Below are 16,929 nucleotides of genomic sequence, written 5' to 3'. Positions count from 1 at the left end.
GTGCGAAATGAAAAGGCCCAAAATAAAGACCCGGGACAATGCCCGGGTCTTGTTCTCTTAAGCCGAAGGTTCCGGCTCCATCCCGCCCTCAGGCGGGGTTTTCTTGACCTTGGTCTTGGGTATCGCGGTGACGCTGGGCGCGTTGCCTTCATCCGGGCTGTCGCCTTCGTCATCGCCTTCATTCGGCGAGTCGCCATTCATGACGCGCTTGATCTCGTCCCCGGTCAGGGTTTCGTATTCCAGCAGACCTTGCGCCAGACGCTCCCATTCCTCGTTCTTTTCGGTCAGGATTTTGTGCGCACGCTCGTAACCCTGCTGGATCAAGCGTTTCACCTCTTCCTCGATCAGCTCTTTCGTATGTGCCGAAACCGAGAATCCAGCGGTGTTGCCCTGATAGCCTTCGTGAGCTTCGGCATAATCAATGTTACCGACCTTGTCCGACATACCCCAGCGCATCACCATGGCACGCGCCAATTGGCTTGCCTGCATGATATCACCGGCCGGGCCGTTCGAAACGTGATCTTCACCGTATTTGATGACCTCGGCAGCCTTACCAGCCATGGTCATTGCCAGCTTCTGCTCACACTCATCACGGTGATAGTTCAGACGGTCCATTTCCGGCAAAGAGACAACCATACCAAGTGCACCACCGCGCGGAATAATAGTTGCCTTGTAGACCGGATCGCACAGCGGCAGCTCCAGACCGACGACGGCGTGGCCTGCCTCATGATAGGCGGTCTTTTCCTTCTGATCCTGGGTCAGCACCATCGAGCGGCGCTCGGCCCCCATCATCACCTTGTCCTTGGCGTTCTCGAAGTCTTCCATGGTGACAAAGCGGCGACCCACACGCGCAGCCATCAGCGCCGCCTCGTTCACGAGGTTTGCCAGATCAGCACCCGAGAAGCCTGGCGTACCCCGCGCGATGATGCGCAGATCGACATCGGGGCCCAGAGGTGTCTTGCGCGCGTGCACGCCCAGGATCTTCTCGCGGCCTTTGATGTCGGGGTTGCCAACGGTGACGTTGCGGTCGAAACGGCCCGGACGCAGCAGCGCGGGGTCCAGAACATCCTTACGGTTGGTGGCCGCCAGAATGATCACGCCCTCATTGGCCTCGAACCCGTCCATTTCAACCAGCAACTGGTTGAGCGTCTGTTCGCGTTCATCGTTGCCGCCGCCATAACCGGCACCACGATGGCGACCCACGGCGTCGATCTCGTCGATGAACACGATGCAAGGCGCGTTCTTTTTGGCCTGCTCGAACATGTCGCGCACACGGGATGCACCAACACCAACGAACATCTCAACGAAGTCAGAACCCGAGATGGTGAAGAACGGCACACCCGCCTCACCCGCGATGGCACGCGCCAGCAGCGTTTTACCAGTACCCGGAGGGCCAACCAGCAGTGCGCCTTTCGGGATCTTACCGCCCAGACGGCTGAACTTCTGCGGGTTGCGCAGGAATTCCACGATCTCTTCCAGTTCTTCCTTGGCTTCATCGATGCCTGCAACGTCGTCAAATGTCACGCGGCCGTGCTTTTCGGTCAGCATCTTGGCCTTGGACTTGCCAAAACCCATCGCTCCACCTTTGCCGCCGCCCTGCATCCGGTTCATGAAATAGACCCAAACGCCGATCAGCAACAGGAAGGGCAACAGAGTGATCAGGAAGGACTGGAAGCCGGACTGCTGCTGCTTTTCGGCGCGAACTGGGATGTTCTCGTCGATCAGCAGTTTGGTGACTTCGGCATCACCGGGTTTGATGGTGACGTAGTTCGCGCCGCTTTGAGTGGTATAGCGAATCTGCTCGCCATCCAGCGTCACGTTCTTGACTTCGCCGCTTTCAACCGCAGTGACAAAATCGGAATAGGTTCTTTCGTTATTCTGAAGCGTTCCGCCTGGCCCACTGAACAGATTGAACAGTGCAAGGATCAGCAGAAACAGAACGACCCAGAAGGCGATGTTACGAGCGTTGCCCAAGGAAAATCTCCCAAAAGATTTCGGCAGATGGGGATCTGCCGGGTTGCTCTATAAAATAGAGATGATTCAAGCAGGTTCAATGCGATAAAAGAGAAGAGTGAAACTCGGGCGTTTCCGGGGCGAATTCGGCGGTCCAACCATTGGCAAACCCTGCAAGAGGTGCGGCAAGCAGATCGTCCCCGATCCAAACAGCTGGTGAGGCCAGCAATGCGGCGCGAGGTTTGCCCAATTCCCGCCAATCCGGAACCTTTGGCAATCCTTTATCTCCCAATGGGCGAATTTCGGCCCCAGCAACGGTCGGCCCCGACAGAATCCAGCGCTTGTCCCACAACTCGCCAGGGTTTACGGATTTGCCCAGTACCGCGTTTAGCTCTCTGCAAATCCACATCTTATTGCCTTTAGGGATCAGCAGGCAGCCACCAATTGAGGTTCTCGTGCCCTCATCAATCGCTTTCAGAGCCTGTTCCACTGTGGTTTGGCGCGGCGGATACCCTACACCCGCGATCCAAGCGACGCAGCCGACCAGAATCCGGCGCTTAATCTCCTGTGGCAGGGCCTGAACCCCGCGTCGGTCCAAGCAAATATCGCCAGCGTCAACCATGGCAATTTTGCGGGCGGATTCCTGCGTATAGCGCGCCAATGCCTCACGCGCTTGTGCAAGGTTTTCAGAAACGCGCGTCAGAGATCCGGCTGTAATGCCCAATCCTTCGAGGCCGGACAACGCCTGTCGCGCTTTGATCCGGTCGAACCGAAGATCGTGATTCGAAGGGTCCTCGATCCACTCCACGCCCTTTTCCGCCAGATAGTCGCGCAGTTGTTTTCGGGTGATCTTCAGCATCGGACGCAGCAGGGTCACACCATCTTGATCGCGGGCGGCAGGCATCCCCGCTAGCCCCGTAACGCCTGCTGCTCGACCCAGACGCATCAGAAACGTTTCGGCCTGATCGTCTGCCGTATGGCCAAGGGCAATCGCGTTGATGGCGTTGCGCCGCGCCCATTCGGTCAACAAATGGTAGCGCGCCTGCCGGGCCTGATCCTGCAAGTTTCCGTCACCGGTCCAGCCATCCCAGACCAGCGTTTGATGCGGAATGCCCAAACGCGCAGCGAGTTTACTCACTTTGTCAGCTTCAGCGGCTGAATCAGGACGCAACCGATGGTCAACCGTTGCAGCAAACAGTTCTACCTTCTCGCTCTGAGCGATCTCGTTCAAAAGCAAAAGCAGGGCAACCGAGTCGCCCCCACCGGATACCGCCACGCCCAGACGGGCTGGCAGGTTTTCAGGCAACCGCGCCCGGATATCGGCGCGAAATTTGTCTTCATGTCCCGTCAAGAACAGCCCAGCGACGCCATTTCCTGAGTGGCACTCGTTGCCGAGGTTGTGCTCGGGAAACGGACGCCCACCTCGCTGAGGGTAATGCAGGCCTGGTCGGTCTGACCCAGGCGTCCAAGTGCCGCACCAAGTTCAAACAACGCTTCGGGGGCAAATGCGCCTTCGGAATCACCGGTGAAGCTGGCCAGGAAGGCACGCGCCGCCTCGCGAGTGTCACCCAGGCCAACAAGTGCCTGCCCCCGTTTCAGGTTGGCTTCGGGCGCCAAGGGGCTGCCGGGATACGAAGTTTCGAACGTGGCAAACTGTTCGGCGGCGGCCTGAAAGTTGCCATCCGCGAGGGCTTGGGATGCGGCGTCAAAATCGGCCCGCTCGCCAACCGCAAGTTCGCCCGGATCGGTTACTGGCGGCGCGGATGGTGTGGCCGGCGCTGCAGCAGTGACTTCAGTCTCTCCACCCAGTGTCGAGGTTTCCCCAAGCGTGCTAAGATCACCACCTTCCAGCTCGACCAGCCGGAATTCGAGATCACCGATCCGGTTGGTCCCGTCTGTGACGATGTTCTGAACACGCTGGTTCAACTGTTCTGTCTGCCGTGTAAGGCGCTGCAACTCGGCCTCAATGGCATCGACCCGTTCCAGAACGGAACTGCCGGACAGGTTGGGTGCCGGGGACCCGGTGGTCGAAAACTCGCGCTTCAGGCGCTGAATTTCCACGTGCAGCACTGTCAATTCCTGACGAATGTCCGCCAGGGTCTGCTGATCCTGTGCATTGGCGACCCCTACGGTCGCTACGACCGCGGCCAGTACCCATCCTGCAATTCGCATTGTCTTACCCCAAGGTTGAACCGGTCAGCACCGTCACCGCGCGGCGGTTTTTGGAATAGCATTCCTCGGTGCTGCAAATTTCGATCGGGCGCTCCTTGCCGTAGCTGACGGTCGTCAGTCGGTTCCCTGCGACCCCACGCGAAATCAGGAACTCACGCGCTGCGTTTGCCCGACGCGCGCCCAGCGCAAGGTTGTATTCGCGGGTGCCTTGTTCGTCCGCATGCCCTTCGATCGTGGCCACAAAATCCGTGTTGGCCAGCAACCAATCCGCCTGCCCCTGCAACACGGTCTGCGCCTGCGCCGTCAGCGTCGACTGGTCCACTTCGAACAACACGCGGTCGCCCACGGTCTGCTGGAAATAGGCCGGTGAGCGTGGGTCGCTGGGCGATCCAGGTACGATCGAACCGTTACCACCTGCGCCTCCACCCAATCCGGACGGATCATTGTTAGTGCAGGCGGCCATAATGCCCAGCGCGCCCAATGCTATGACTTTGCCCAATACATTCATTTCAGGTGCCTCGTCGTTTTATCGCTTTATTGCCGTCTCTGTTATCACAGTGCAGGAAATTTGTGAACATTTCCAACCCCCTGCAATGATCACTTCTGCAATGGCCCCCAGGATGGGTCGCTGCCCCCGTCTGGCGTGCGCACCGGGCGCAGGTTCCGGCCCGAGATATCCACTGAATACAGCGTCGCCCGACCGCTTGCGCCCTGCGACTCGCGCGTGAACATGATGACACGCCCGTTTGGAGACCATGTCGGCCCTTCGTCCAAAAAGGACGAGGTCAAAAGGCGTTCCTCGCTGCCGTCCGTGCGCATGACCCCGATATGGAACCGACCCTTGTTCTGCTTGGTAAAGGCAATCAAGTCACCACGCGGCGACCAGACCGGCGTACCATAGCGCCCCTGTCCGAAGCTGATCCGAGTCGCCTCTCCGCCATTTGCGGGCATAATGTACAGCTGCGGCGTACCCGAGCGATCGCTTTCAAACACGATCTGCGAGCCGTCCGGCGAATAGCTGGGCGCGGTTTCAATCGCCGGAGTGTTGGTCAGGCGCACGCTTTGGCCCGAAGCCAGGTCCATTTTCCAAAGGTCGGTATTGCCACCCTGAATCAACGAGTAAACAATCGAACGACCATCGGGCGAAAAGCGCGGAGAAAAGCTCATCGTGCCGTCCTGTGTCTTCAACTCGGTCCGTTTGACGCGATCAACGTCCAGAACATAGATGCGCGGCTGCCCCGTTTCATAGCTGGTATAGAGCAAACGATCACCAGAGGGAGAAAAGCGCGGCGCCAGAACGATCGCAGAGCTATCGGTCAGATACTGAACGTTTGCCCCATCATAATCCATGATGGCCAGTCGCTTCAGGCGCTGATCCTTGGGCCCGCTTTCCGAGACAAACGCCACGCGGCTGTCGAAATACCCGCCCTCGCCGGTCACGCGGCTATAGACCTGATCGGCCACTTTGTGCGCCATGCGACGCCATCCATCCGTTGTGCCGGAAAACTGCAGACCGTTACCCAATTCCTGGCCCGAGAACACATCCCAAACCCGGAACCGCACCGTCAAGCGCTTGCCCGAGACATTCACGGCCCCGGTCACCAAGGCTTCGGCGTTGATCGCTTTCCAGTCTGCAAACTGCACCGGGGCATCGAAACTGCTGACCCGGCTGATGAACGCATCTGACGAGATTTCTCGGAACAACCCGGTTCCGGTCAGATCGGCGGCGACAACACGTGAGATGTCGTTGGCATATTGCGTGGCCGCTGGCCCATCGGGCACGAAGTTCGGCACGGCAAAGGGCAAGGGTTCGATGATCCCCTGATCCAGTTCCAGCCGCAGCGGTCCGCTTTGGGCATGCACCGGCGCTGCCAAAATTGTCAGGCCAAGCAACAGGCTGGTCAGAAATCTAATCATTTGATCCGCATCCTCTCGGGATTGAATGTAATCTCAATATCCCGCCATTGATCGTATTTGTCAGCAGGCAGGGTGTATCCTTTGGCCCCACAGCGCAAAATCGCTCGCCGGGCGGCGTCATAGGCTTGTTTGGCCGACGTCGCAGTCCCGCCGGAACTGTCCAACATCCGCAGGCTGCCCCCGATCACCTTGCCGTCTGGCGTCAGTGAAAACCCAACGACCACAACCGTTTGCAACGCATCCGTGGACAACGAGCCGACATTCCAGCACTGCGACACAGCCAATCGCATGGCATCTTTCTCACCAGCGGTCAGGGGTGGGCCTGACGGTTCACTGCTTTGCTGCAATGCTTCTGCCAGCGCATCGTTAATGGCAGCCTCGTCGCTTGGCGCAGGTTCCGGCGGCGATGGCTCCTCAACCTCGGCCACTTCGGGCTGTGCCGGAGGCGTCGGCCGGTTCGGCCGCACCAGCGGGCGTGGAGAACTGCGTGGCGCATATTCCTTGGCCTCTTCCGCCTCGGTCACGATTTCGTCTGTCGCTTCTTCCGGCGCAGTCTGATCCTGCTGCTCTTGCTGAGTCTCGGCCCCCTCGTCCAGCGAAACAGCCGGTGACTCGATGTCATCCGGCGCTGCCTCGGGCGGTGGCGGAGCAACGGGTTCCGGCGCGACTTTATCCGCAGGACGTGGCTGCGCTTCGGGCCCCGGTGGCACCGGCAAAACAACGGCTTCCGGTTCAGGCGTCTCAAGCGCCGGAGGTTGCTCGATCACGATCGGCTCGGGCGGTGGCGCGACCGCCTCGGGCTGTTGTTCCGGTTCGGGTTCAATTGGCTCGGACACCTCTGGTGTCGGAGGTTCCTCTTCCACAGGTTCAGGTGTCGGGATCTCTTCCTCAGGTGCCTCAGGCTGTTGCAAGGCCGCAGGCGTGGGAACCTCCGGCGCTTCGCGCTGCGCGGTCATCGCCGCGAACTGCTCAGCCGTAATCACGGAAATATCCTGCACAGGCATAGGCAATGGTTCGGACCTGAAGGTGCCGCCAAACAGAGCCCATGAAATCAAACTGACATGGGCAATTGCCGAGATCTTGGTGCCGGTATCCACCGCGCGGCCTCACTCTCCACCTTCGTCCAATGACGGGCCGCCGGTGTCTGTAACAAGCCCCACATTGGAAAACCCACCTGCGTTCAGCGCGCCCATGATCTGCATCACCTGCGCATAGGGGATGGCACCATCGGCCCGCAGGAACACACGGTCGCTGCTGCGCTCTGCCGCAATGGCGCGCAGTTTACCAATCAACTCTTCGCGCACAACATCCGTGGTCTGAATTTGCACCCGTCCGTCGGCTGTCAAAGTCACGGTCAAAGGCTCTTCGTTGTCGCCCGGCAAGGCGCTTGCGGCCGTTTTCGGCAAATCCACCGGCACACCAACTGTCAGCAGCGGCGCCGCGACCATAAAGATGATCAGCAGCACCAGCATGACATCCACAAACGGTGTCACGTTGATCTCGGCCATCGGCTGCGCGCGGCCGCGCCGACGCCCACGTCTGCGCCCGTTCCCGCCTGAGGATTGCTGAACCGCCGCACCCATGTCAGCTGTCCAACTGGCGCGACAGGATGGTCGCGAATTCGTCGGCAAAGGCTTCATAGCCGCCGACGATCCGGTCACTGTCCGCGCTGAGCTTGTTGTAGAAAATCACCGCCGGGATCGCGGCCAACAGGCCCAGCCCCGTGGCCAACAGAGCCTCGGCAATACCGGGGGCAACAATCGCCAGGTTCGTGTTCTGCTGTTCGGCAATCTCGATAAAGGCATTCATGATGCCCCACACGGTACCGAACAGGCCGATAAACGGGGCCGTCGACCCGACCGTTGCCAGGATGGGTAAGCCCTTTTGCAGCGTCTCAGCTTCTTTGGCGATTGCCACATCCATCGAGCGGTCGATCCGCGCCGTGGCACCTGCGATCAGGCCACCATCGGTTCGATGCGACCTGCGCCACTCAATCATACCGGCGGCGAATATCTTCTCGGAACTGCCATCGGGTTGCGTGCCGATATGTTCGAACAGCTCGTCCAGCGGATTGCCCGACCAGAAGGATTCATCAAACACCTGCGCCTCGCGGCGGGCGGCGCGATAGTTGATCAGTTTCTGAATGATGATCGCCCAAGACCAGATGGATGCGCCAACCAGCATCAACATCACCAGTTTGACGATAAAGGTCGCGCGGGCATACAGCCCCCACATGGAGAAATCGATCTCCTGCGCCAGCGCCAGCGTTTCAGCTTCCATGAACCTGCTCTTTGTTTTGCCTGACGGCCGTTCGTTTGGCCTTGTTTTGCCAAACGCTAACGCAGTTGGTTACGAAAAGCCAACATAACCACCCCGGACCGACAAATTGTTACATCAATGCGCGAATCTCTGCCGGAAGACGCACTGGTTTGCCCTGCGCATTCATGCAAACCGCAGTCACCGAGGCCCTAAAAACCTCGGTCTCGCCGCGCTTTACAAGCTGCCCCATGGTCAAACGGACCCCGGAAATCGAGGAAAGCCAGGTTTCAACGATCAGTTCATCGTCAAACTTCGCCGGCGACAGGTAGTCTGCCTCAATCCGGCGCACGACCCATACGATCCCACCGTCCCGCATCGCGTTCTGATCATTTCCCAGACGACGGACATAGTCCGATCGCGCGCGTTCGATGAATTTTAGGTAGTTTGCGTGATAGACGACACCGCCCATGTCGGTATCTTCGTAATAGACCCGGATCGGAAAGACATGCTTGTGAGGGGCGTTGACTTCATTGGCCATGATATCAGGTCCGGTCTTTCAATTGGCATCAATACGTTAAGTTTCGGGCAAACCTTTCCCAGACACAGATGCATGCTTGCCGCTGTTCCTGCAATCCCCTCGTGGGGACAAATTTGGAATCATCGGATGCTCACTATCGATATATTGAAATTTGCCGATTAGTCTTTCTGACAACTGACGTGAAATCGACTGGTGACCGAATGGCTAAGCCCGACACAGAAGAGAGAAAATTCGCTCTTCCGATCCTTCGGGGCGTCTTGCCGCTCAATCGCGCCAGCCTGCCGGCGGAAGTCCTGGCCGGTCTGACCTTTGCCTGTCTCGCGATCCCTGAAGTCATGGGCTATACCAAGATCGCAGGCACACCTGTTGTGACGGGCCTGTACACCATTCTCATCCCGATGGCCCTGTTCGCGCTGTTCGGGTCCTCCCGCCATCTGGTGGTCGGCGCAGATTCGGCAACAGCCGCGATCACTGCCTCGGCGCTTGCGGGAATGGCCGTTTCCGGGTCGTCGGAATACTTGGCACTAGCATCACTTCTGGCCCTCATGGCAGCAGTCCTGCTGATTGCAGCGCGCATCATCGGCCTTGGGTTTCTGGCCGACTTCCTGTCCCGGACAGTGCTGGTCGGCTTTTTGACCGGCGTAGGCATTCAGGTCGCAACCGGAGAGATCCCCGGCCTTCTGGGGATCAAGACCGAAGGCCACGGAACAATCGCCAAGCTGAAAGAGACGATCCTGAACATGGATCAGACAAGCTGGCCAACATTGGTTGTATCGCTGGCTGTTTTGGCAGTAGTTGTCGGGTGCAGAAGGGTTTCCCCCAAACTGCCCGGCCCGCTATTCGCCATTTTGGGGGTGATCGCTTGCAGCTGGGCCTTTCAGTTCACCGAGTCGGGCATCGCCATTCTGGGCGCGGTTCCCAGTGGCCTGCCCGCATTTTCGATACCGGATGTGGACTGGAGTTGGAACTTGTTCAAACAGTTGCTGCCCACCGCGTTGTCCATCTTCGTCGTAATCCTTGCGCAAAGCGCCGCAACTTCGCGGGCCTATGCCGCGCGGTATGAAGAGAAATTCAGCGAGAACACCGATCTCGTGGGGTTGGGCCTCGCCAATCTGGGTGCCGCATTTACGGGGACATTTGTGGTCAACGGCAGCCCCACTAAAACCGAGATGGTGGCGAGCGCGGGGGGGCGCAGTCAGGTCGCTCAGCTAACAACGGTTTTGATTGTTCTGGTGGTTATCCTGTTCCTTACCGGCCCGCTGGCTTACCTGCCAAACGCGGCGCTGTCCGCCGTCGTTTTTCTGATTGGTGTCAAGCTGATCGATCTGAAAGGCTTGACCGCGATTTACAAACAAGCCCGGTCCGAATTCTGGATCGCTGTTGCGACCGCGGCCGTGGTGGTCTTTGTGGGCGTGGAACAGGGCATCATCTTTGCGATGGTTCTGTCGCTGATCGACCATACCCGCCGCGGATATCGCCCCAAGAACTCGGTGATCGTCAAAAACGACGACGGCGGATGGCATTCCAAACCCATTTCAACGCCAAACCAGTTCGAACCCGGCCTGGTCATCTATCGCTTTTCTCACAGCCTGTATTACGCAAACACGCAACGGCTTTCGGATGAGATCACAGCAATCGCGCGAGATTCCGCAACCAAATTGCAGTGGTTCTGCATCGAGGCCTCAGCCATCGACGACGTGGATTTCACCGCCGGGTATACGCTGCGCAACGTGCAGAAGCTGTTAAGCGCGAAGAACATCAAGCTGGTCTTTCTGCTCGTCGAGCCGCATGTCCGGTCAGAGCTGAACCGGTACGGCGTCACCGCCCGGGTGGGGGATGATGCCTACTTCGACGCCGGCAGCGACCTGTTGAATGCCTTTCACCAGCGCAGCGTCACCGAACGATAATATTGGCTGAGTAGCCTCATTGGGGCTGATGCAGTCTCGCAAACAAGCGTAGCGCATGAGAGGCATCCTGCGCCGCCCCCGGCAGCACCGGATCATAGGCCGCACGGATCAACCCCGCGATGTCCGGGCGCAGGATCGTCGAACCACCGGCAACCGCAAGCGGAGATTTCGTGCGAAAGGCCGTATCGGACCACAGCAGGACGGTCTGCACCACTTGGCTAAGCGCCAAGGTCTCGGCCGGGACTTTGGACAATTCCTTGTCCATTCGCAGAAACACAAAGGCTGCGCGGATCGCGCCATCTTCCTCAAACCGGAAAACGCGGTACTGGTTGGCGTCCGCTGCGATCAATCGATCAACCAACGGGCCCAAATCAGGAACCAATCGGTCCAGATCGGGAACCTCCAAGAGCTCTTTCCAGTCACGGAAAAAGAATACCATGCAATTCGCACCCAGTTCTGGATCGGTCTCGGCCATCTTGTGATCGGCCAAAGACACGACCGCCTCGAAGGCACCTTTCACGGTCGCCAGCGTCTCGTCATCGACACCAAAAACGATCGGCACGATAGGGCGACCCCAGCGCGCGAAAAGGAACTCACCACTTTCACGGGTAAACAGGGCCTGAATCTCGTCCGGTGTCACGCGCAGTCCTTCATCTTTTTGCAAGTGTTCTCGCCGAAGGCATAAAATCTTCGCTGCCCAGCTTCAACCAAACAGATCACTTTGCCCACGTGGCGCGGCCATACCCAGATGTGTCCACGCCTTCTGCGCCAACATCCGCCCGCGCGGTGTTCGCTGAATCAGACCCTGCTGCAACAGATAAGGTTCGATCACCTCTTCCAGCGAATCCCGACTTTCCGAAAGGGCCGCAGACAGGGTTTCAATCCCAACCGGACCACCGGCATAGTTTTCGGCAATCAGTTTGAGGTATCGACGGTCAGCGCCATCCAGCCCCAAGTTGTCGACTCCCAACCGCGTCAGCGCGCCATCCGCCAATTCGCGAGTGATCCGTCCGTCGCCTTCGACTATGGCAAAGTCCACCACCCGGCGCAGCAGCCGTCCCGCAATCCGTGGAGTCCCGCGGGAACGGCGCGCGATTTCACGGGCACCTTCGTCATCGGCAGGTGCGCCCAGCTTGCGCGCGTTGCGAGTGACAATCTCGTGCAATTCGTCGACCGTATAGAACTGCAGCCGCGTTGGAATACCGAACCGGTCGCGCAATGGGGTCGTCAGCAGACCCATCCGGGTCGTTGCGCCGACCAATGTAAACGGCTGCAACTCTATCCGCACTGTCCGCGCCGCAGGGCCTTCACCGATCACCAGATCGAGTTCGAAATCTTCCATCGCCGGGTACAGGACTTCTTCCACCGCCGGATTCAGGCGATGAATCTCGTCGATAAACAGCACATCCCGCGATTCCAGATTGGTCAGGATCGCAGCCAAATCCCCCGCCTTGGCCAAAACCGGCCCCGAGGTCATGCGGAAATTCACCCCCAACTCGCGTGCCATGATCTGCGCCAGCGTCGTCTTACCCAAGCCCGGAGGGCCATGAAACAACGTGTGATCCATAGCCTCGCCCCGCTGACGGGCGGACTGGATGAAAATGCGCAGGTTGGCGCGCGCCTCGGCTTGACCAATGAACTCGTCCAGCCCTTGCGGTCGAAGCGCGCGGTCGTTGTCCTCGGGCATGGGCTCGGGGCGCAGGGTGGGGTCGGCATCTACCATTCAGTCACCCTTTCGGAGCCAGCAGTTTCAAAGCGGCGCGGATCAGATCCGACTCACCCGCATCAGGCAAACTCGCCGCCGCTTCGGCGACAGCCGAGGCTGCCTCGGACGGTCCATACCCCAGATTGGACAGGGCCGACAATGCCCCGGCAGAGGCCGCTGCCGACCCTGAGGCTGGTCTTACGGCCCGTCTGGGTGCAGGCGCAGGTTCGGACGATTCCACGACCTCCAATTCCGGGCCGTCCATCGCCTCGGTCACGGTTCCGCCCATCGCCATTACACCCGGCGCCTTGTCCTTGAGGTCCAGCACGATCCGCTGAGCAGTCTTTGGCCCTACCCCTTTGGCCGCCTTGACCGCGCCCCAGTCACCCAGCGCAATCGCTCGGCTGACGCCGTCCGGCCCCAAAGCGCTGAGGATGGCCAGCGAGACCTTAGCCCCGACGCCCTGAACCGAGCACAGCAGGCGATGCCATTCCTTTTCGACCAGCGACAGGAAGCCATACAGCTGCATCAGGTCCTCGCGTACGACCATGTCGGTGTAAATCGAGACCGCCTCTCCCACACCCGGCAGCGCCGCCATCGTCCGATCCGAGCAGTAAACGATATAACCAACTCCGCGCACGTCAATCAGCACGTGGTCCGCGGCCCGGTAGTCCAGCCGCCCGGTTAGTTTTCCGATCATGCCCGCACCTCTTTCATGCGCGCCTGTGGTGCCGCGCCGTAGTAGGAGTGGCAGATGGCAATCGCCAGCGCATCCGCCGCATCGGCCCCCTTGGGCTGGCAGCCCGGCAATTGCAATTTGACCATATGAAGAACCTGCTCTTTCTCGGCGTGTCCAACACCCACGACCGTTTTCTTGACCCGGTTGGGCGCATACTCCCCTACCGGCAGCCCTGCTTGCGCCAATGTCAGCAACGCGACGCCGCGCGCCTGACCCAGCTTCAGCGTCCCAGCCCCGTCTTTGTTGACAAAGGTCTGTTCAATGGCCGCCTGATCGGGTTGGTATTCGGCGATGACTTCGACGATTTGATTGTGAAGCGACAGCAAGCGTTCGCCCAGATCGTCCCCGTCAGATTTGCACAACCCGTTGGCAACGTGGCTCAGGCGGCTGCCATGCGATTCGATGACGCCCCACCCCAGGGTCCTGAGCCCCGGATCAATGCCCAAAATCCGCATGTTTTGCCTCGGCCTGCTCGGGTTTTTTGTGATCTTTCTTTCGGATTAGCACGAAGCGTGAACATTTTCCAAGCGAATTGACCAAATGTCTGAAAACGACAGACCTGTTTCACCCGCGACAGAACGGTCAGTTTGCGACCGCAGAAAGTCTGAATTCGACACGATTCATTTCCGGATAATGGTCAATAAATTAAGGGATTTTAATGATCCCAGAGCCCTGCAAAAAACGCATAGGACATTTGCAAATTCCGCACTTGCACAGACGGTTTGGCGTCACTAGATGCCGCTCAGATCGAATGATCAGAACGTTAACCTAAACCAGAAGGAAACAGGATATGGCTGCACTGGACACCACTCGCACCACCACTGGCTCGTTCGGCCTCGTTGGCCGTATCGGCGCAAATTTTGCATCGGTCGTTAACGCCGTTGTCGAATGGAATGACGCCCGCGTGACTCGCAACACGCTGAGCGGTCTGAGTGACCGCGAGCTGGAAGATATCGGACTGTGCCGTGGCGATATTGACGTCGTGGCCGAAGGTCGTCGTTAAGAACGAACACACCACCACTCTAACGCCCCTCTCCTCCCTCGGGGCAAAGTAGAACGCCGCGCATCACCGAATGCGCGGCGTTTCTCGTTCACTTGCACAAAACTCAGGGTAGAATCTTAGTCAGCTGCTCGGAAAGCATTTGCGAGACCGGATCGATCTGCATTACCCAAGCGCCCGCTTTTTCGACCGACGTACCCTCGTTCAAGGCGTCAACCCGGTACTGATAGCCGGATGAGCCGAGGCTGGTCAGCAAAAATGTCTTGAACGCAAACAATCCGACCAGACACATCAGCAGAACCTTCGCCGGAAGCGCAGATTTCACCCTCTGTGGTTTCATGACCACAAGACCGTCTTTGCGCATCGTCGCGCGATAGCCACGGCTTAGTTTTGCGTGTTTTTTGTTCAGACGCGTAACGCGCTGATCAAACTCCAATTGTTTTCCCGTCATGGCAGCCTCCAAAAACCGCCCCCCGATTCCACGTTATGACGGTAAAAACAGATTGCGACAAAAACGAGGCAAAACACTACAAAACTCCTGCAAAAGGCCCAATTTTAGCCCTGTTTGCTTAAGACTAGCGTCGTCCATTCGCCAATTTGGTCGTTTTGCTCTAAATTGAACCCGTTTTGTAAATAAACCGAAATCACATCATCGGCCTGCTCATTGAGGATTCCCGATAGAATTGCGCGGCCTCCAACCCGCAGATTCGCGGCGATTTCGGGGGACAAAGCCACCAACGGGCCTTTGAGGATGTTCGCGAAAATCAGGTCATAGGGCGCGATTGCGTTCAGTTCAGGATGGTCGAAGCCCGCCGCTTCGACGCAACGGACCTGTCCGGACATTCCGTTGGCCTTCAGGTTGGCTTCGGCAACATCCACAGCGACCTCGTCGATATCACTGGCGATGATCTCACCCTCCCAGACCCGCGCAGCCGCCATGGCCAGAACAGCTGTACCGCAGCCGATATCGGCCACTTTGCTTGCCGTGAAACCTTCGTTCAGAAGGCCGTCCAACGCTTTCAGACACCCCAATGTCGTACCATGGTGGCCGGTGCCGAAGGCCATGGCGGCCTCGATCAACAGAGGGATTCGTCCCTCGGGCAGTTTGTCTGCATCGTGGCCGCCATAGACAAAGAAACGCCCGGCCTCGACCGGAGCCAGCTCGCGGCGCACGTGGGCGACCCAGTCCGTTTCGGGCAATTCGGACACCACAAAAGGCTTGGCTTCAAACGCCGCCGCCAGAACGGCCAGTGCGGTTTCGTCCGGAGTTTCGGTAAAATAGCCGCCAACTTCCCACAGGCCCGAACCATCTTCGACCTCAAAGACACCCACACCGGTGGGTTCCGGGTCCAGGCGCTCCATGGCTTCGCCCAGCCCTTCGGCGGCTTTCTTACCGGACAGAGTCGTCAGCGCGGTGAATGTGGGCATGGGGGCCTCCTGTATCAGTTGATACAGCGCCTATGGCGATGGCCCGCCAAGGTCAAGCGTTCGCGCTTATTCAGCAGGCGCAGGCGCGTATTTCGTAAGGATGGTCTCATTGCCCGGTTCGGGGTGGCGCGGGATCAGCAGAGACAGAAGCAACGATACGATTGCCATCAGGGCTGCCAAGGCAAAGACCGCGCCGGGAGAAACGACCCACAGCAGGCCCAGAAGCGCTGGCAGGAACACAGCGGCGATGTGATTGATGGTAAAGGCTACGGCCGCAGTTGGCGCGATATCCGCCGGGTCCGCGATTTTCTGGAAGTATGTCTTAAGCGCCAATGCCAAAGCGAACAGCACATGGTCGATGACATAGAGGATCGCCGCCAGAACCACGCCCCAACCAAACCAGTAGATGCCACCATAGGCCGCAAAGACGATCGCCAGACCGGCATACTCGAAAATCAGTGTTCGGCGCTCACCGAAGACGGACACAGCTTTGCCCAGCATCGGTGCTGCCGCCATGTTGATCATGAGGTTGATCAGATAAAGGCTTGTCAGTTCGTGGACTTCAAAGCCGAATTTCTCGACCATCATGAAGCCCGCGAAGACGACAAAGATCTGCCTGCGGGCTCCGGCCATGAATTGCAGCGCATAGTACAGCCAGTAGCGGCGACGCAGGACCAGCTTTTTGGTTTGCGGGGTCGGAGAATCGAACTGCGGATAGGCGAACAGGCAGAACAATGCCAATAGTGCCGTCACGCCACCGGCGGCCATGAACACAGTATTATACGACAGGTCAAACCGGTCCCATGTCAGCACAATCAAGCCATACACAACCGCCGTGGCTGCCGACCCCATAGCCACAAGCCATCCCAGAATCTGAGGTGCGCGGTCCTTGGGCAACCATTGCAGTTGCAGCGACTGGTTCACCGTTTCGTAGTAGTGAAATCCGATCGAACTGAAGAGGGTGACAAACAGCAACCCGCCAAGGCTGGGAAACCAGGCCGTCACTGCAGTGGCCACGCCAAGCATCATCAGCGAGATCATCGCCAGCACCTGTTCGCGCACGAAAATGATCACCGCGATCACACCGACCGCCAGGAATCCAGGGATTTCGCGCACCGTGTGCAGCAAGCCGATATCCGCCCCATCGAAATTCGCCACTTCGATGACGAAGTTGTTCAACAGCGCACTCCACCCGTTGAACGCGATGGGCATGGTCAGTGCCATCATGAACAGGAGCGTCACAGGGCGGCGCCAGAACGGAAGGCTCTGCGCCTCGGAGAGGGGCATTGGTTTCAGCATGGGACTCCTGTA

Annotated in this window: 18 protein-coding genes; 2 read left to right on the top strand and 16 right to left on the bottom strand. The window is 58.7% G+C overall.

All coding sequences use genetic code 11. The features are described from left to right. Positions 1–57: 57 nt before the first annotated feature. The 9 genes from ftsH to ybgC all read right to left on the bottom strand — a co-directional run bounded on the left by ftsH (position 58) and on the right by ybgC (position 8,839). Complete coding sequence (gene ftsH / locus ACR0J0_RS09065; RefSeq protein ID WP_480663148.1) at positions 58–1,974, bottom strand: ATP-dependent zinc metalloprotease FtsH; 1,917 nt, start codon at positions 1,972–1,974, stop codon at positions 58–60. Positions 1,975–2,050: 76 nt separating this feature from the next. Further along, on the bottom strand, positions 2,051–3,304 hold the full coding sequence (tilS, locus tag ACR0J0_RS09060; protein WP_480663146.1) for a tRNA lysidine(34) synthetase TilS: 1,254 nt from the start codon (positions 3,302–3,304) through the stop codon (positions 2,051–2,053). Beyond that, positions 3,301–4,125 carry a tol-pal system protein YbgF gene (gene ybgF / locus ACR0J0_RS09055; RefSeq protein WP_480663144.1) on the bottom strand — a complete coding sequence of 275 codons (825 nt, stop codon included), beginning with the start codon at positions 4,123–4,125 and terminating at the stop codon, positions 3,301–3,303. Before ybgF ends, tilS begins: the two co-directional genes overlap by 4 nt. 4 nt (positions 4,126–4,129) lie before the next feature. Continuing rightward, complete coding sequence (gene pal, locus ACR0J0_RS09050; RefSeq protein ID WP_480663142.1) at positions 4,130–4,633, bottom strand: peptidoglycan-associated lipoprotein Pal; 504 nt, start codon at positions 4,631–4,633, stop codon at positions 4,130–4,132. An 89-nt stretch (positions 4,634–4,722) separates the two neighbouring features. Then, on the bottom strand, positions 4,723–6,042 hold the full coding sequence (gene tolB / locus ACR0J0_RS09045) for a Tol-Pal system beta propeller repeat protein TolB (RefSeq protein WP_480663140.1): 1,320 nt from the start codon (positions 6,040–6,042) through the stop codon (positions 4,723–4,725). Beyond that, on the bottom strand, positions 6,039–7,139 hold the full coding sequence (locus tag ACR0J0_RS09040) for an energy transducer TonB family protein (protein ID WP_480663139.1): 1,101 nt from the start codon (positions 7,137–7,139) through the stop codon (positions 6,039–6,041). Before ACR0J0_RS09040 ends, tolB begins: the two co-directional genes overlap by 4 nt. Positions 7,140–7,148: 9 nt before the next feature. After that, complete coding sequence (tolR, locus tag ACR0J0_RS09035) at positions 7,149–7,625, bottom strand: protein TolR (protein WP_480663137.1); 477 nt, start codon at positions 7,623–7,625, stop codon at positions 7,149–7,151. 1 nt (position 7,626) lies between these two features. Beyond that, on the bottom strand, positions 7,627–8,322 hold the full coding sequence (gene tolQ, locus ACR0J0_RS09030) for a protein TolQ (RefSeq protein WP_480663135.1): 696 nt from the start codon (positions 8,320–8,322) through the stop codon (positions 7,627–7,629). Between the two features lie 109 nt (positions 8,323–8,431). Next, a complete protein-coding gene (gene ybgC, locus ACR0J0_RS09025) occupies positions 8,432–8,839 on the bottom strand; it encodes a tol-pal system-associated acyl-CoA thioesterase (protein ID WP_480663133.1) in 408 nt (135 codons plus the stop codon). A gap of 200 nt (positions 8,840–9,039) precedes the next feature. Between ybgC and ACR0J0_RS09020 the strand changes: the two genes are divergently transcribed. Beyond that, positions 9,040–10,746 carry a SulP family inorganic anion transporter gene (locus ACR0J0_RS09020; protein ID WP_480663130.1) on the top strand — a complete coding sequence of 569 codons (1,707 nt, stop codon included), beginning with the start codon at positions 9,040–9,042 and terminating at the stop codon, positions 10,744–10,746. A gap of 16 nt (positions 10,747–10,762) precedes the next feature. Here the strand turns inward: ACR0J0_RS09020 and ACR0J0_RS09015 are convergent, their stop codons facing one another. The 4 genes from ACR0J0_RS09015 to ruvC all read right to left on the bottom strand — a co-directional run bounded on the left by ACR0J0_RS09015 (position 10,763) and on the right by ruvC (position 13,645). Further along, positions 10,763–11,386: a hypothetical protein gene (locus ACR0J0_RS09015; protein WP_480663404.1), complete on the bottom strand. Its 624-nt coding sequence runs from the start codon at positions 11,384–11,386 to the stop codon at positions 10,763–10,765. Positions 11,387–11,449: 63 nt separating this feature from the next. Beyond that, on the bottom strand, positions 11,450–12,469 hold the full coding sequence (gene ruvB, locus ACR0J0_RS09010) for a Holliday junction branch migration DNA helicase RuvB (RefSeq protein WP_480663128.1): 1,020 nt from the start codon (positions 12,467–12,469) through the stop codon (positions 11,450–11,452). Positions 12,470–12,473: 4 nt separating this feature from the next. Beyond that, complete coding sequence (ruvA, locus tag ACR0J0_RS09005; protein WP_480663126.1) at positions 12,474–13,151, bottom strand: Holliday junction branch migration protein RuvA; 678 nt, start codon at positions 13,149–13,151, stop codon at positions 12,474–12,476. Beyond that, positions 13,148–13,645: a crossover junction endodeoxyribonuclease RuvC gene (gene ruvC, locus ACR0J0_RS09000; protein ID WP_480663123.1), complete on the bottom strand. Its 498-nt coding sequence runs from the start codon at positions 13,643–13,645 to the stop codon at positions 13,148–13,150. Before ruvC ends, ruvA begins: the two co-directional genes overlap by 4 nt. A 335-nt stretch (positions 13,646–13,980) precedes the next feature. Between ruvC and ACR0J0_RS08995 the strand changes: the two genes are divergently transcribed. Beyond that, the gene (locus ACR0J0_RS08995; RefSeq protein WP_239335939.1) at positions 13,981–14,193 is read left to right on the top strand and encodes a DUF1127 domain-containing protein; all 213 of its coding nucleotides are present in this window, start codon (positions 13,981–13,983) and stop codon (positions 14,191–14,193) included. Positions 14,194–14,296: 103 nt separating this feature from the next. Here the strand turns inward: ACR0J0_RS08995 and ACR0J0_RS08990 are convergent, their stop codons facing one another. The 3 genes from ACR0J0_RS08990 to ACR0J0_RS08980 all read right to left on the bottom strand — a co-directional run bounded on the left by ACR0J0_RS08990 (position 14,297) and on the right by ACR0J0_RS08980 (position 16,917). Continuing rightward, entirely contained in the window at positions 14,297–14,641 is a 345-nt protein-coding gene (locus tag ACR0J0_RS08990; RefSeq protein ID WP_480663121.1) for a hypothetical protein, read from the bottom strand. Between the two features lie 104 nt (positions 14,642–14,745). Beyond that, positions 14,746–15,618, bottom strand: a complete 873-nt coding sequence (locus tag ACR0J0_RS08985; RefSeq protein WP_480663119.1) for a 50S ribosomal protein L11 methyltransferase — start codon at positions 15,616–15,618, stop codon at positions 14,746–14,748. Between the two features lie 66 nt (positions 15,619–15,684). Then, positions 15,685–16,917 (bottom strand): MFS transporter, encoded by a 1,233-nt coding sequence (locus ACR0J0_RS08980; protein ID WP_480663117.1) that lies wholly within the window; start codon positions 16,915–16,917, stop codon positions 15,685–15,687. Positions 16,918–16,929 lie beyond the last annotated feature (12 nt).

It is taken from the genome of Ruegeria sp. BF12 (assembly GCF_056538705.1).
The sequence above is the reverse complement of the archived record's forward strand: the minus strand, read 5'-3'. Positions and strand labels throughout refer to the sequence as shown.